Annotated in this window: 14 protein-coding genes; 11 read left to right on the forward strand and 3 right to left on the reverse strand. The window is 66.4% G+C overall.

The features are described 5' to 3' along the window. Positions 1-93 precede the first annotated feature (93 nt). The 11 genes from FYC77_RS01915 (at position 94) to FYC77_RS01965 (ending at position 11499) form a co-directional block, all read left to right on the forward strand. Entirely contained in the window at positions 94-1278 is a 1185-nt protein-coding gene (locus tag FYC77_RS01915) for an argininosuccinate synthase (protein WP_149079788.1), read from the forward strand. A 2-nt stretch (positions 1279-1280) separates the two neighbouring features. Then, positions 1281-2837 (forward strand): argininosuccinate lyase, encoded by a 1557-nt coding sequence (argH, locus tag FYC77_RS01920; protein ID WP_149079789.1) that lies wholly within the window; start codon positions 1281-1283, stop codon positions 2835-2837. A gap of 186 nt (positions 2838-3023) precedes the next feature. Beyond that, entirely contained in the window at positions 3024-3188 is a 165-nt protein-coding gene (lysW, locus tag FYC77_RS01925) for a lysine biosynthesis protein LysW (protein ID WP_149079790.1), read from the forward strand. Between the two features lie 61 nt (positions 3189-3249). Then, positions 3250-4128, forward strand: coding sequence for a lysine biosynthesis protein LysX (gene lysX, locus FYC77_RS01930; RefSeq protein WP_149079791.1), 879 nt, complete (start codon positions 3250-3252; stop codon positions 4126-4128). Beyond that, entirely contained in the window at positions 4128-5210 is a 1083-nt protein-coding gene (gene argC, locus FYC77_RS01935) for an N-acetyl-gamma-glutamyl-phosphate reductase (RefSeq protein ID WP_149079792.1), read from the forward strand. The genes lysX and argC overlap by 1 nt, the downstream gene beginning before the upstream one ends. Positions 5211-5294: 84 nt before the next feature. Continuing rightward, complete coding sequence (locus FYC77_RS01940) at positions 5295-6149, forward strand: acetylglutamate/acetylaminoadipate kinase (protein ID WP_149079793.1); 855 nt, start codon at positions 5295-5297, stop codon at positions 6147-6149. Next, complete coding sequence (locus FYC77_RS01945) at positions 6146-7300, forward strand: aspartate aminotransferase family protein (protein ID WP_149079794.1); 1155 nt, start codon at positions 6146-6148, stop codon at positions 7298-7300. The genes FYC77_RS01940 and FYC77_RS01945 overlap by 4 nt, the downstream gene beginning before the upstream one ends. Beyond that, entirely contained in the window at positions 7297-8367 is a 1071-nt protein-coding gene (locus tag FYC77_RS01950) for a [LysW]-lysine hydrolase (protein WP_149079795.1), read from the forward strand. Before FYC77_RS01945 ends, FYC77_RS01950 begins: the two co-directional genes overlap by 4 nt. After that, entirely contained in the window at positions 8364-9275 is a 912-nt protein-coding gene (argF, locus tag FYC77_RS01955; protein ID WP_149079796.1) for an ornithine carbamoyltransferase, read from the forward strand. Before FYC77_RS01950 ends, argF begins: the two co-directional genes overlap by 4 nt. A 499-nt stretch (positions 9276-9774) precedes the next feature. After that, positions 9775-11034 carry a threonine synthase gene (thrC, locus tag FYC77_RS01960; RefSeq protein ID WP_149079797.1) on the forward strand — a complete coding sequence of 420 codons (1260 nt, stop codon included), beginning with the start codon at positions 9775-9777 and terminating at the stop codon, positions 11032-11034. Between the two features lie 105 nt (positions 11035-11139). Further along, positions 11140-11499 carry a hypothetical protein gene (locus tag FYC77_RS01965; RefSeq protein WP_149079798.1) on the forward strand — a complete coding sequence of 120 codons (360 nt, stop codon included), beginning with the start codon at positions 11140-11142 and terminating at the stop codon, positions 11497-11499. 165 nt (positions 11500-11664) lie between these two features. On the opposite strand, the gene FYC77_RS01970 is transcribed toward FYC77_RS01965, so the two are convergent. The 3 genes from FYC77_RS01970 to FYC77_RS01980 all read right to left on the reverse strand — a co-directional run bounded on the left by FYC77_RS01970 (position 11665) and on the right by FYC77_RS01980 (position 14753). Then, a complete protein-coding gene (locus FYC77_RS01970; protein ID WP_149079799.1) occupies positions 11665-12444 on the reverse strand; it encodes a type 1 glutamine amidotransferase in 780 nt (259 codons plus the stop codon). 131 nt (positions 12445-12575) lie between these two features. After that, entirely contained in the window at positions 12576-13868 is a 1293-nt protein-coding gene (locus tag FYC77_RS01975) for a class I adenylate-forming enzyme family protein (protein WP_149079800.1), read from the reverse strand. Between the two features lie 99 nt (positions 13869-13967). Next, the gene (locus FYC77_RS01980) at positions 13968-14753 is read right to left on the reverse strand and encodes an alpha/beta fold hydrolase (protein WP_149079801.1); all 786 of its coding nucleotides are present in this window, start codon (positions 14751-14753) and stop codon (positions 13968-13970) included. Positions 14754-14860 lie beyond the last annotated feature (107 nt).

The raw sequence follows: 14860 nt of genomic DNA on the forward strand, positions 1-14860 counted from the left end.
GGCTAATTTTCAACCAGCAACCGCTCTAACATTAAAATTCTAAACCCAAACCAACGAACTTAATACCGTCCTGGCGTTTCACTCGAGTACGACATGACACGCGTGGCACTTGCGTTCTCGGGCGGACTGGATACGACGGTCTGTGTCCCGCTGCTCGAGGAAGAGTACGGATACGACGAGGTAATCGGCGTCACGGTGGACGTCGGACAGCCGGCCGAGGAGTTCGACGAGGCCGAAGAGACCGCGGCAGCACTCGATCTGGAACACTACGTCGTCGACGCCAAAGACGAGTTCGCGGATCTCTGTCTCGATGGCGTGCGCGCGAACGCGACGTACCAGGGTTACCCACTTGGCACGGCGCTTGCACGTCCCGTGATCGCGAAGGCGATCCTCGAGGTCGCCGAGGAACAGGACTGTACCGGCATCGCTCACGGCTGTACGGGCAAAGGAAACGACCAGCTCCGGTTCGAGGCCGTCTGGCGTGACTCTGACCTCGAGGTGATCGCACCCGTGCGCGAACTCGGGCTCACCCGCGAGTGGGAACAGGAGTACGCCGACGAGCGCGACCTCCCCGTCGAGGGCGGCAGCGGCGGCGACTGGTCGATCGACACCAACCTCTGGAGTCGCTCGGTCGAGGGCGACGAACTCGAGGATCCGAACTACGTCCCGCCGGCCGAGATCTACGAGTGGACCCAGGACCCCTCCGGCGAGACAGAGGAGATCGAAATCAGCTTCGAGAACGGCTATCCGATCGCCGTCGACGGCGAGGAGATGGATCCCGTCGCGCTGATCGAACATTTGAACGAGATCGCCGGCGCCTACGGCGTCGGTCGCACCGACTCGATGGAAGACCGCATGCTCGGGCTCAAAGTTCGTGAGAACTACGAACACCCCGCGGCGACGACGCTGCTCAACGCCCACGAGGCGCTCGAGGGGCTCGTCCTCACCCAGGAGGAACGCGAGTTCAAACAGCTGATCGACCAGCGCTGGTCGAAGAAAGGCTACGAAGGACTGGTCGACGCACCGCTCGTGAGCGCACTCGAGGGCTTCGTCGACGAGACCCAGAAACGCGTCACCGGCACGGTGACGATCCGCTTCGAAGGCGGCCAGGCTCGTGCGGTCGCCCGAGACAGCGAGTACGCCGCGTACTCGGCCGAACACGCCTCTTTCGACACGGAGTCGGTCGGCAAGATCGATCAGGAGGATGCGACGGGCGTCGCGAAGTACCACGGCTTCCAGCGCCGTCTCGCCAACAGCGTGATCGACGGGGACGAGTAACGATGACCGAGGAGAGCGCTCACGACGGACGGGCGGACGTCGATCCCGCGACGGCGATCGGCAGCGAGTCGAGCCGGCGGATCGCGACCGACGGCGGCTCCGACGAAGGCGTCGTCCGCCGGGACCGGTTCAGCGGCGGCCCCGCCCGGAGCTTTCTCTCCTCGCTTGCGGCCGACGAACGAATTTTCGAGGCGGACCTCGAGGTCGACCGTGCACACGTCGTGATGCTCGCCGAGCAGGGAATCGTCGACGACGACGTCGCCGGCGAGATCCTGACCGCCCTCGACGCGATCGAGGTCGACGGCCACGGCTCGTTGCCCGACGGCGAGGACGTCCACGAGGCGATCGAGACCGGCGTTATCGAACGCATCGGTGCCGACGGCGGGAAGATGCACACCGCGCGCTCGAGAAACGACGAGGTCGCCGCCTGCATCCGCTATCGCCTCCGTGAGGACGTCCTGGCGGCGATCGAGGCGACGCTTGCACTCCGCGAGGCGCTACTCGAGACCGCCACAGAGCACACCGAGACGATCATGCCCGGCTACACCCACCTCCAGCCGGCCCAGCCGACGACGGTCGCCCACTGGGCCTGTTCCTACGAGTCCGCGGTTCGCCGCGATACCGAACGGTTGCTCGACGCCCACGAGCGGATCAACGAGTCGCCGCTGGGCGCGGCCGCGTTCGCGGGGACGACGTTCGATATCGACCGCGAACGCACGGCCGAGTTGCTCGGCTTCGAGGGGGTCGTCGAGAACTCGATGGACGCTTCCTCGAGCCGGGATTTCCTGCTCGAGACGACCCAGGCGCTATCGACACACGCGACGACCCTGTCGGGGCTCGCCGAGGACGTGATCGTCTTCGCGAACCGCGGCTTCGTTTCCCTCTCGGACGACTACTCCTCGACGTCGTCGATCATGCCCCAGAAGAAGAATCCGGACACACTCGAGCTCGTCCGCGCCGTCGCGGGCGATGCGGCGGGCGAGGTCCAGGGGCTGACGACGACGCTCAAGGGACTCCCACGTGCGTACAACCGCGACCTCCAGCGGGCGACGCCCCACGCCTGGGAGACCGTCGACGCGGTGGCGGAAGCGAGTTCCGTCGCGGCCGGTGCGGTCGCCACGGCCGAGTGGAACGACGCGGCGCTCGCGGCCGAGGCCGGCGACGGGTTCTCGACGGCGACCGGCGTCGCCGACCTGCTGGCCGCGAACGGACTCCCGTTCCGGACGGCCCACGAGATCGTCGCGAGCGCGGCCGAACGACTCGAGGACGCCGACACCGAGGAATCGGATCTCGACGCCATCGCGGCGGCCGCGGGAACGGTCCTCGAGGAACCGCTCGAGTCGGTCGTCGACCTCGAGGCGGTCGAAGCCGCCCTCGACCCCGTCGAGAGCGTCGCGAGTCGCAACTCGCGTGGCGGACCAGCACCCGACGAGGTCGAGTCACAACTCGCCGGCGCTCGCGAGGATCTCACGGCCGACGAAACCGCCCTCGAGACGCGAGCGGAAGCGCTCGAGGCGGCCCATCAGACGCTTCGTGCCGAGGTGAACGGCTATGTGTGAGTTCGTCGGTCCACGACCGCGGCGGCGACGGTCCCCGTGAGGGGATAATCCAAAAACTAAATGATATGTCAAAGTAGAACTGCGGTGAAATGGCGTCAGCGGTCCGTTAGAGTGGAGTGCAGATAGTATAATTTTGCTGTTAAGTTCGAAGCCTTTAAGGACACCCGGCTCTCAGTTGCGAGTACAATGACCGAATGCGTCGAGTGTGGGGCCGAGGTGTCCCTGCACGACGATCTGGAGAGTGGAGAGATCGTTGACTGTACCACGTGTGGCGCCGAGCTGGAAGTCGTCGATACCGAGCCGCCAGTCCTCGAGCGAGCCCCGGAGCTCGAAGAGGACTGGGGTGAGTGACCTTGCAGACGGTCACAGTACACATCCCCCGTAGACACTCCGGACACCAGGGGTGGTTCGAGTGAAGGTAGGAATACTCTACTCCCGAATCCGCAAGGACGAGAAGCTCCTTTTGAACGAGCTTCGCGAGCGCGACCACGAGGTCGAGAAGATCGACGTCCGCAAACACGGCTTCGACATCGGCGAGGTCCCCGATGAGTTTGTCGACCTCGACGTCGTCGTCGACCGCTGTCTCGCCACGAGTCGGAGCCTCTACGCCACGCAGTTTCTCGAGGCGTACGGCATCCCCGTGGTCAACAGCCACGAGACCGCGGAGATCTGTGCGGACAAGGTAAAAAATAGCCTCGCGCTCGAGCGAGCCGGCGTTCCGACACCCGCGACGAAAGTCGCGTTCACGAAAGAGACCGCGATGGACGCCATCGAGGAGTTCGGGTATCCCTGCGTCCTCAAGCCCGTCGTCGGCTCCTGGGGACGCCTGATGGCCAAGATCGACTCTCGCGACGCCGCAGAAGCGATCTTAGAGCACAAGGCGACGCTCGGCCACTACGAGCACAAGGTGTTCTACATCCAGGAGTTCGTCGAGAAGCCCGGGCGGGACATTCGCGTGGTCGCGACCGACGGCGAGCCGATCGCCGCGATGGTCCGCTCGTCGGATCACTGGATCACGAACGCCGCGAAGGGTGCCGAGACGGACGTCTTCGAACTCGACGACCGCGCGAGGGAACTCGTCGAGGCGGCGAGCGACGCCGTCGGCGGCGGTCTCCTGGGTGTGGACCTCATGGAGACGGGCGACGAGTACACCGTCCACGAGGTCAACCACACCGTCGAGTTCAAGGCGCTGGATAGCGCCGTCGAGACCGACGTCGCGTCCACCGTCGTCGACTGGCTCGAAGAGAAAGCAACCGCCGCGGCCGACGGCGAACTCGAGGTGACCACCTGATGGCCGTCGACACCGAAGCCGGTGGGTCCGACGCTGCGAGCGGCGAGACGGTCACCGCGAGCATCATCGGCGGCTCCGGCTTCGTGGGCGGTGAACTGCTTCGGCTCCTCGCGAGCCACCCCAACGTCGAGATCGTCGAGGTCACGAGCCGGTCGAAAGCCGGCAAGAGCGTCGGCTCCGTCCATCCCCCGCTTCGCGGGACGGACCTCCGGTTTACGGAACCCGACGACCCGGCGAGTGTCGACGTGCTGTTCGCCGCGACGCCCCACGGCGTCTCGATGAGCCAGATCGACGACTTTTTCGACGTTGCGGATACGGTCGTCGACCTCTCGGCGGACTTCCGGCTGAACACCGAAGCGCAGTACGAGGAGTGGTACGACGGCCACGACGCACCCGAGTACTTACAGAAGGCGGAGTACGCGCTCCCCGAAATCAATCGAGAGAACCTCGAGGGTGCCGAGCTCGTCGCCGGTGGCGGCTGTAACGCCACCGCGACCATTCTCGGACTCTACCCGCTCGTCGAGGCGGGTATCGTCGACGGCGACCAGCAGATCGTCGTCGACGTGAAGGTCGGCTCCTCCGAAGGGGGGGCCGGCGGCGGCGACGCCTCGAGCCATCCCGAACGGTCGGGCGTCGTCCGACCCTACGCGCCGACGGGCCACCGCCACGAGGCCGAGATCGAACAGTTCCTCGACACCTCGGTGGCCTTCACGTGCCACGCAGTGGACATGGTCCGCGGCGCGAGCGCGACCAGCCACGTCTTCCCGTCGGGGCCGGTCTCGAAGGGCGACCTCTGGAAAGCCTACCGCGGCGCGTACGAGGACGAACCGTTCGTCCGCATGGCTGCCGGCGGCTCCGGCGTCTACCGCTATCCGGAGCCGAAGGCGGTCGCCGGGACCAACGTAGCGGAGGTCGGATTCGAACTCGACCCGACCAACAAGCGCGTCGTCGTCTTCTCGGCGATCGACAACATGATGAAGGGATCGGCCGGCCAGGCGATTCACGCCGCCAACATCGCGCTCGGTTTCGAGGAGACCGCTGGACTCGAGTTTACGGGACTCCACCCCGTGGGGGCACCCTGACATGACTACGCCAAGACGTTCCTGCTCGCTCCGCTGCGCGGGCTGCGACTTGTCTAGTCACACTCGCCACCGGAGGTGGCTCGCGTGACCGTCGTCGTCAAGATCGGCGGCGCTCGCGCCGTCGACCCAGAAGGTGCGCTCGCGGACGTCGCGAGCCTCATCGAAGACGGCGAGGACGTCGTGTTGACCCACGGCGGTTCCACGGCTGTCGACGAGACCTTGGAAGCGCTCGGCCAGGAACCGACCTACGTCGAGACGCCCGGCGGCGTCGTCGGGCGCTTCACCGACGAGGAGACGATGGACGTCTTCAAGATGGTCATGCCCGGCAAGCTCAACACGGACCTCGTCGAGTCGCTTCAGAACGAGGGCGTCGACGCCGTCGGTCTCTCGGGTACGGACGGAAAGTTACTCGAGGGCAAGCGCAAATCCGCCGTTCGCGTGAAAGAAGACGGCAAGAAGAAGATCAAGCGCGGCGACCACTCGGGGACGATCGAGTCGGTCAACGCGGACCTGCTCGAGACCGTCCTCGCGGGCGGGTACACGCCCGTCGTCTCGGTACCCGTGTTGGGCCAAGAGAAAGACGGCGAGTACACCGCGGTCAACGCCGACGCCGACCGCGCCGCTGCGGCGATTGCAGGGGCGCTCGAGGCCGACCTCGTCGTGCTCACGGACGTCTCGGGGATCTACGAGGATCCCGACGACGAGTCGACCAAGATCGACTCGGCCGCGACGCCTGCGGCGTTCGAGGCCGTCGAGGAGGCTGCAGAAGGCTTCATGACGAAGAAGGTCATGGCCGCCGAGGAAGCCCTCGAGAGCGGCGCGGCGTCGGTCACCGTCGCGACGGCGAACGCCGACGACCCGATCACGAGCGCGCTAGCCGGCGAGGGAACGACCCTCGAGCCCGGCGTGTTAGATACTGAAACGGAGGTAACCCAATGAGCGACCACGATTTCGTCTCCGGCGGAAAGCCTATTCCTATCGAACGCGGCGAGGGGGCGTCTCTCTACACCGGCGACGGCACCGAGTACGTCGACGCCGGGGCGAGTTTCGCCTGTACGCCGCTGGGTCACTCCCATCCCGCGGTCGTGGAGGCCGTCCAGGAACAAGTCGAGAAGCTGACGTTCGTCGACTCCTCGTTCCCCGTCGAGGCACGCGAGAACGCCTACGCTTCGCTGATCGCAGCGACGCCCGACGGCCTCGAGAGTGCCTGGTTCTGTAACTCCGGGACCGAGGCCAACGAGGCCGCCTTGAAGTTCGCGCGCTCGGCGACCGGCGAGTCGACAATCGTCGCCGCCACCCGCTCGTTCCACGGGCGGACGATGGGTGCGCTCGCGGCCACCTGGAAGGACACGTACAAGAAACCGTTCGAACCCCTCGCGGGAGATGTCGAGTTCGTCCCCTACGGCGACGGCGAGGAACTCGCGGACGCGGTCGACGACGAGACCGCGGCGGTCATTCTCGAGCCGATCCAGGGCGAAGGCGGGATCAACGTCCCGCCGACGGGCTACCTCGAGACGGCCCGCGAACTGACCGACGAGGCGGGCGCGGCGCTCGTCTTGGACGAGGTCCAGACCGGCATGGGCCGGACGGGTTCGATGTGGGCCTGCGAGAACGCGGGCGTCACGCCCGACATCCTCACGACGGCGAAGGGGCTGGGTAACGGCCTCCCCGTCGGGGCGGTTGCGGTACAGGACTGGATCGCCGACGGCGCGGCCTCGCACAACGCCACGTTCAGCGGCGGCCCCGTCGTCACCGCGGCCGTCCACGCGACCATCTCGACGCTCGTCGAGGAGGACGTTCCCGCCAACGCCGCCGAGATAGGCGAGTACCTCACGACGGAACTCGAGGCTGCACTCGGCGACGAGATCCGCGAGGTCCGCGGTGAGGGGCTGTTGATCGGCATCGAACTGAAACGCGGCGCAAACCGCATCGCCCGCGACCTGGCGCTCGAACACCAGGTACTGGCACTGCCCGCGGGACGGACCGTCCTGCGATTGCTCCCGCCGCTCGTGATCGACGAATCGCATGCAGATCAGCTCGTCGAGGCACTGAGTGCGGTCATCGCACCTGACACGAACGCCGACCAATGAGCGCGACGATGGAAGGAGAGGTTTCGCTCGAGGACGCCCGCGAGTTGCTCGTCGATCTCGTCTCGACCCCCTCGCCGTCGGGCGAGGAACGCGAGGCGGCACAACGGCTGGTCGACTTTTTCGAGGCCCACGACCGCAAGGTCTGGATCGACGCCGTCGGAAACGTCCGCGCGCCGGCAGACGACTCGGTCCTGCTCACCTCACACGTCGACACCGTCCCGGGTGAGATTCCCGTCGAGGTCGAGGAGACGGGCGACGACGAGATCCTCTGGGGCCGTGGCAGCGTCGACGCGACGGGGCCACTCGTCGCGATGGCGGCGGCCGCCGTCCGCACGGGCGTCTCCTTCGTCGGCGTCGTCGGCGAGGAGATCGACTCGCGTGGCTCGCGCTATCTGGTCGACGATCGAGACACCGCGCCGGCGGCCGTCGTCAACGGCGAACCCTCCGGGGCCGACGGGATTACGCTGGGGTATCGTGGACTGATCGCCGGCACGTACGTCGCGACGAGCGAATCCGGTCACACCTCTCGCCCGGACCCGAACGCGATTCAACACGCCGTCAGCTGGTGGTCGGCCGTCGAGGATCACTTCGAAGCCGGCGAGTACGAACCCGTCTTCGAGCAGGTGACGACCAAGCCCGTCGACATCGAAGGCGGCATCAGCGAGGACGGGCTCTCCGTCGAGACGACGATGGCCGTCCAGCTTCGGGTCCCGCCCACACTCGACGTCGAGACCGTCCGCGAAGCCGCGGAGGCCGAACTCGAGGTCGGAACCGTCACCTGGAAGGACAAGGTCCCGCCCGTGATGATGAGCCCGCGAACGGAGGTCGCACGGGCCTTTCGCGTCGCGATCCGAGCGGTTGGCGACGATCCGCGCCTGGTCCGAAAGACCGGCACCAGCGACATGAACATCTACGCCGGGGCGTGGGACTGTCCGATGGTGACGTACGGGCCGGGCAACTCCGAGCTCGACCACGCTCCCGACGAACGCCTCTCGCTTGCGGAGTTCGACCGGTCGGTCGAGATTCTCGAGCGAGTGGCGAAGACGCTACGAGGTGACGACGCATGACACAGCCACGCCATTTCCTCGAGATCGACGACCTCTCGAGAGACGAACTGTTCGCGGTCCTAGACCGCGCGGAGACGTACAAGGACGCACAGGAAAACGGTGAGGATCACGAGGATCTGGAGGGTCAGACCCTCGGAATGATCTTCCAGAAGCCGAGCACCCGGACCCGCGTCTCCTTCGAGACGGGGATGACCCAGCTCGGCGGCCACGCGGTCTTCCTCGGCGAGGACGACATCCAGCTCGGCCACGGCGAGCCGCTGAAAGACACCTCGCGGACGCTCTCGCGGTACGTCGACGCAGTGATGGCCCGCGTGTTCAAACACGACAACATCGAGGTGCTCGCCGAGTACGCCTCGGTGCCGATCGTTAACGGGCTCACCGACGACGCCCACCCCTGCCAGACGCTAGCGGATCTGCTGACGATCCGCGAGCACAACGGCGGATTTGAAGATGTGTCGGTCGCCTGGGTTGGCGACGGCAACAACGTCGCCCAGTCGTTCGCGATCGGGGCCGCACTCGCCGGTATCGACCTGACCGTGGCGACGCCGGCGGGCTACGAAGTCGACGACGCCGTCAGCGAGCGCGCTCGAGAACTCGGCGGCGAGCCGGCGACGACGGCCGACCCCGTCGAGGCGGTCGACGGTGCGGACGTCATCTACACCGACGTCTGGATCAGCATGGGCCAGGAGGACGAACGCGACGTCCGAATGGACGACTTCGAGGGGTTCCAGGTCAACGAGGAACTGCTCTCGAACGCCCCCGACGCGTCGGTTATGCACTGTCTACCCGCCCACCGCGGCGAGGAGGTCACCGACGCCGTCGTCGAGAGCGATCGATCGATCGTCTTCGACCAGGCCGAGAACCGACTGCACGCACAGAAGGCGCTTTTGAGCTGGCTGCTCGAGTAACCTCCACTCGAGAACTTCGTCGGCTGATCCGACGGGGCGATGTCGACGGTAAACGGCGTCTACCACGACCCAACAGCAGCTTTCGCCCATAAATTCTCAATTTCGTTTCGACGGGTTCCGTTCAGCGAACCGAACTGTCGTTCGTGGTTATATGACCCGTTCGGATAGGGACGAACGCATGTGGCTCAGAATCGTCGTCGCCGCAATCTTGCTGTTGGCGGGGCCAGCGGCAATGATCGCGCTGATCGTCGCGTGAGCGAGCGAAACGGGGGTATCGATCGCTGAAAATCGCCGATAACAACTGTATGAGAGGGATCGCCGCGCAGGTCTGTCGATCCCCATCACGGGCGGGGAACAGTCGCGACAGGGCGGTCGGCTGGGGCACAATCGTGACACGGCGGATCGGGTGGGGCACAATCGTGGCAGGGCGGATCGGGCGGCACTGCTCTCGCCGCTCAATCCACGCACTTTTTCTCCCTCGCCTCCCTCTCGGCTGATAATGAGTCTCAGTCTCTCCGCCGAGCAACCGGCGGTTCCCGACGACGCCGACGACGGCGTCTGGCTCGAGTGTATCGAGTGTGGCGAAACCTTCCCACCGTTCGAGGACGTCCGCTACACCTGCGACGAGTGTGACGGACTGCTCGAGGTTCGGTACGCCGATCTCCCGACGTTCGACGACTTCGAGGGCGAGGGCGTCTGGCGCTACGCCGACGCGCTCCCGCTCTCCGAAGGCGTCACGACCCAGGAGGGAGCAACGCCGCTGTACGAAGTCCCCCGACTCGAGGAGTCGGTCGGCGTCGAGGCCTTACGGATCAAACACGAGGGAATGAATCCGACGGGGTCGTTCAAGGATCGGGGCATGACCGTCGGCGTCGCCGTCGCGAAGGAACTCGGCGTCGACCGACTCGCCTGTGCATCGACCGGAAACACGAGCGCCGCCCTCGCCGCCTACGGCTCCCGCGGCGGGATGGAGACGCTCGTCCTCCTGCCTGCGGGGAAGGTCGCCGCGGGCAAGATCGCCCAGGCCAGTTTGCACGGCGCGCGAATCCTCGAGGTCGACGGCAACTTCGACGCCTGTCTGGACATCGTCCAGGAACTCGCTGCAGGCGGCGAGGCCTACCTGCTTAACTCGCTGAACCCGTTCCGACTCGAGGGCCAGAAGACGATCGGCCTCGAGATCCTCGAAGGATTCCTCGCGGACTACGACGCCGTTCCCGACCGGATCGTCCTCCCGGTCGGCAACGCGGGCAACACCTCGGCGCTGTACAAGGCGTTTCGCGAACTCGTCCAGGCGGGCGAACTCGCGGAGAGCGAGGTGCCCAAACTGACCGGCGTCCAGGCGGAGGGCGCAGCGCCGATGGTCGAAGCGATCGAAAACGACGCAGACGAGGTCCGGCGTTGGGAGGAAGTCGAGACGCGAGCGACGGCGATCCGGATCGGCAACCCGGTCAACGCGCCGAAGGCCTTGCCTGGCATCCGCGAGACCGGCGGCACCGCCATCGCCGTTTCGGACGAGGAGATCACCGACGCACAGCGCGACCTCGCCGGTGAAGGGATCGGCGTCGAGCCGGCCTCTGCAGCGTCCGTCGCCGGCCTCCGAAAGCTACGCGCCGAGGGAATCGTCGACGACGACGAGCGCGTCGCCTGCCTGACGACGGGCCACCTGCTCAAGGACCCAGACGCGGCCGCCGCTGCGGGTAACGATCCGGAGCCGGTGCCGGCCGATACGGCGGGCGTTCTCGAGCACCTGCGATCCTGAAATCCAAATCCGAACTCGAACGACGGACGCACGACCCACGTCAGACAGTCTGACGCCCGACTGACTGAGCTTTTTGCCCGTCTACGTCGTATCAGTTTTCGGCTCATGTCCGCCGAGCAACAGCCCGCTGACGATACTCCCTCCAGGACCGAACAGACACTCGATCCGCGGTCGGGCGTCGAGTTCGCTTTCCAATCAAGCACCTCGAACACGAGCACCGAACCGGCGGCGCCGGGCCAGGCCGCCGATTCGGGGGAGTCGCTCCCCGCCCGGATCGAACGAACGTATCTCCGTACCAGAGTCGCCGCCCTCGAGTCCGAACTCGAGGCGAGTGAACGGCGACGACAGGACGTCATCGAGCAGTACGAACGAATCCTCGAGAACTGGCGAGCGGACGCGAGCAGTCAGGACGGCGACCAGACGTCCGAGGGCCCGCTCGGGCGACTGCTCGACGGTTGGCGCTGAGTTATACGGGTTACTGCGGTGAGTTTCCGGTCCGCCCGCGGACGTATCGCGGGTGGGCGGAAACCGGTTTACGACAGCCCGTCTCATACGGATTGTTGTAGCGTTTTACCGGTGATCGCTCCGACGGGAGCGTCGATCACCGGTAAAGAACGACAACGGACCGTATCAGTCCGAGCCGCCGACACTCGCACGCGACCCCGTCGAAGCCCCCTCGGTACTCTTCGTGGCCGTCTCCACATCCGCGTTCGTCGCGCTCGCAGTCGCGCCACCCTCGCTGACGAACTCGAGGAAGTTATCGAAGACGAGCTTCGCCTCGCAGGCCGCACGGTAGTTCTCCGCGGTGATCGCCGCGAGTATCGAGTCGCGACGCTCGTCGGTGAGCTCTTTCCGATGGACGAGTTCGCGGGCGGTCTTGCGGTCGTACTCGGGGTGAAACTGGACGCCGAAGACGTGGTCCTTGCGAAACCCGTGGTTCGAGTACTCGTTTTCCGCCAGCGGCGTCGCACCGGGCGGAAGCTCCGTTACCGCGTCGGAGTGGCTCGTAAAGGCAGTAAACTCCTCGGCGATGCCCTCGAGGAGCCGCGAGGAATCGACTGCCGTTCGCTCGATTTGGCTGTAGCCGACCTCGTAGACGCCCATGTCCTCGACCGTCCCCCCGAGAACGTCGGCGAGTAGCTGGTGACCCCAACAGACGCCGAGAAACGGAACCCCGCGGTCGGTCGCCTCGGCGACCCACTCCTTGGTCGTCTCGATCCAGGGCTCGTCCCAGTAGACGGACGTCCGCGAACCGGTGACGACGGCACCGTCGAACTCGTATCCGTCGGGAAGCGAGCCATCGGTGACGTCGAACTCCGACAGCGAGGCGTCGAGTTCGCGCCGGAAGTTCCGCGTCGTGTTGTCGTCCCGCTGGGTTGCGTTCAGGACGGCAATACGCAGTTGACTCATCGTCGGCTACTGGCCACCGCGGACTGATAGCCTTTCCGCACGTCGCGGACGTTGCCGCGAGCGCGGACGACGCTCCCACGGTCGAGGCGGTTCGATCCCAGTGCGCGCTCGAGCTGGCGAATCCGGAGATCCTACTCGAGTGTGTAGTACCCTCGATCGTCGCGATGGACCGTCTCACCGGTGTCGAACCAGCCGTCGACGAACCGGCCGGCCTCGACGTCGGGGTCCGCCCGGGTCGGATCCGCGTCAGCAGCGACGTCGACCTCGTCGTCGACAAAATCGGCAGCATTTACGTAGCCGTCCGCGACGACCGGTCCGGACACCTGAAGCCGTCCCGTCGTAGCGCTCTCGAGGACGTCACCGTGCCCGTCGACCAGCCGGACACGGCAGTCGGGAAGCGGGAGTCCGATCTCTCCGTCATCGGTAGGGAGATCGTCCCGAAGCGAGGAGATCGCATCCGTGGGCTGGCAGAGCCCGGTCGGACACTCGAGTCGGCCGTACGCTCGAGAGATATGGATCCCGCGATCGCGATAGGGCTCGAGAATCTCGGCCGAGACGGATCGATCGGGAATCGCCAGCTCGAGCGAGTCGACGGCGGTGGCGAACGACGTCTCCGCGGCGAGATTTCGAAACGCGATCTTTCGGCCGGCGAGCACCGTCGCGTTCTCGTCTTCGATCGCGGTTAGCGCATCACCGGGGTCGAACGCTCGGTCGAGCAGGAGTCGCCCGCCGACGTACAGTATCGGGAGCGCGACTCGGAGGAGGCTATCGGGGACGGAAAGCGGCGTAACCAGCGGTGCGACGTCCTCGCTCGAGAGTCCCCACGCGACGAGCGCCGAGATGCAGTTCCACTCGAGGGTGCGCTCGGTAAACGTCGCAATCGGCCGTCCCTCCTCGGCGTGGAGCGCCAGGAGAGGCCGGTCTCGAGCGTCGGATTCCAGTCCTGGGCGCGAGTCGTCTCCGGACCGTGTGGCGGTCGAATCGCCGTCAGCGTCGCCGGGGTCGACGTCCGCCAACTGCTCGAGCGTCACGGGGCGGTCGAACGGAATCGATCGCACGAGATCGCGCTGGGCGGACTCGGCGACCACGAGTGCGGGCTCGAGCACCTCGAACGGGCGTTCGACCGTCACCGGGGTCAGCAGGTGCGAAATCGGCACGAACGTCGCGCCGAGGCGCCGGCAGGCAAACAGGAGACCGAGCGAGATGACCCGATTTCGCGTCACCAGACAGACGGTGTCGCTGGGGTCGACGCCGAGCGCCGAGAGGCGGTTCGCGAGGTCGTCCGCCAGCCGGGAGAGTTCGCCGTAGGAGACGGACTCCTCGTGGGTGATCTCGTCGGGCGCGTCCAGCCGCTCCTCGGAGATGTCGACGACCGCCGTCCGGTCGGGAAACCGCTCGGCCCGTCGAGCCAGCGAGAGGGTCACGAAGAGCGCTACGACGCTCGAGTCCGTAGGCTGTCGGCGCTCGCTCGCAAGGATGGGGCCGAGTACAAGCGCATTTTGGTGACGAACCGAACAGAATCGCTACGAGGTATCCCCTGATTGGGCCTCGAGAAAGCCCGCGAGTAGATCGTTCACCGCGCGCGACTGTTCGACGAACGCGAGGTGGCCCGCTCCCTCGAGGGGAACGAACTCGCCCCGCGGGAGTCCTCTCGCGAGGTCTTCGCCTGCGGAGACGGGGACGAGGTCGTCTTCGGTGCCGTGGAAGACGCGGGTCGGCTGCGTCACGTCGGTCAGCGAGTCGGTCGCGTCGACCCCTTCGAGCGCCGCGACCTGGGCCTCCCAGCCCGCGCGGTCGGCGTCGCCGTCGACCCGCCAGTCGACGATTCCCTCACAGACGTCGGGGTGAGAGTCGCGGAAGTCGGCCGAGAGCCCCGTCGACAGCGACTCGCGAAGCGCCTCGCGGTCGCCCGGCGGTGCGAACAACGGTTCGAGGTCGAACGCGGACTCTTCGGCCGCGGTAGCAAAGAGCGAGAGCGTCGCGACGCGACTCGAGGTCCGGGCGGCCCGCAGGGCAATCGCACCGCCGAGGCCGCAGCCGACGAGGTGGGCGTTTCGGACGCCGCATTCGGCAAGCACCGCCTCGAGGTCGGCGACGAGGTCCTCGAGGGAGTAGGGGCCGCGCGGGGCGTCGGAGCGACCGGTGCCCCGGAGATCCCAGACGATCGCCTCGTAGGGGCCGGCGAGACCGGCGTGTTGCCAGCCCCACGACCAGCCGCCGAGGCCGGCCTCGGGAATGAAAACGACGGGGTCGCCGTCTCCCTCGCGGTCGTAGTACAACGAGACGGAGCCGTTCGTGGCAGTCGGCATACTCGAGATGACCGGACGGAGCGAGACGACGGTTTCGGTTTGGTCCGACCGGAGAACGCGCCCAGAACCGGCACGAACGACGGCCACTCGCCGCGAGTATTTGTGTC

The organism is Natrialba swarupiae (genome assembly GCF_008245225.1).
Lineage (GTDB): Archaea > Halobacteriota > Halobacteria > Halobacteriales > Natrialbaceae > Natrarchaeobius > Natrarchaeobius swarupiae.

Excerpts from the sequence above, each read along its gene's own strand:
- FYC77_RS01965 (WP_149079798.1), top strand. The coding sequence starts at position 11,140 with ATGTCCGCCGAGCAACAGCCCGCTGACGATACTCCCTCCAGGACCGAA.
- FYC77_RS01945 (WP_149079794.1), top strand. The coding sequence starts at position 6,146 with ATGAGCGACCACGATTTCGTCTCCGGCGGAAAGCCTATTCCTATCGAA.
- lysW (WP_149079790.1), top strand. The coding sequence starts at position 3,024 with ATGACCGAATGCGTCGAGTGTGGGGCCGAGGTGTCCCTGCACGACGAT.
- argC (WP_149079792.1), top strand. The coding sequence starts at position 4,128 with ATGGCCGTCGACACCGAAGCCGGTGGGTCCGACGCTGCGAGCGGCGAG.
- argH (WP_149079789.1), top strand. The coding sequence starts at position 1,281 with ATGACCGAGGAGAGCGCTCACGACGGACGGGCGGACGTCGATCCCGCG.
- FYC77_RS01980 (WP_149079801.1), bottom strand. The coding sequence starts at position 14,753 with ATGCCGACTGCCACGAACGGCTCCGTCTCGTTGTACTACGACCGCGAG.
- thrC (WP_149079797.1), top strand. The coding sequence starts at position 9,775 with ATGAGTCTCAGTCTCTCCGCCGAGCAACCGGCGGTTCCCGACGACGCC.
- FYC77_RS01950 (WP_149079795.1), top strand. The coding sequence starts at position 7,297 with ATGAGCGCGACGATGGAAGGAGAGGTTTCGCTCGAGGACGCCCGCGAG.
- argF (WP_149079796.1), top strand. The coding sequence starts at position 8,364 with ATGACACAGCCACGCCATTTCCTCGAGATCGACGACCTCTCGAGAGAC.
- FYC77_RS01970 (WP_149079799.1), bottom strand. The coding sequence starts at position 12,444 with ATGAGTCAACTGCGTATTGCCGTCCTGAACGCAACCCAGCGGGACGAC.
- FYC77_RS01915 (WP_149079788.1), top strand. The coding sequence starts at position 94 with ATGACACGCGTGGCACTTGCGTTCTCGGGCGGACTGGATACGACGGTC.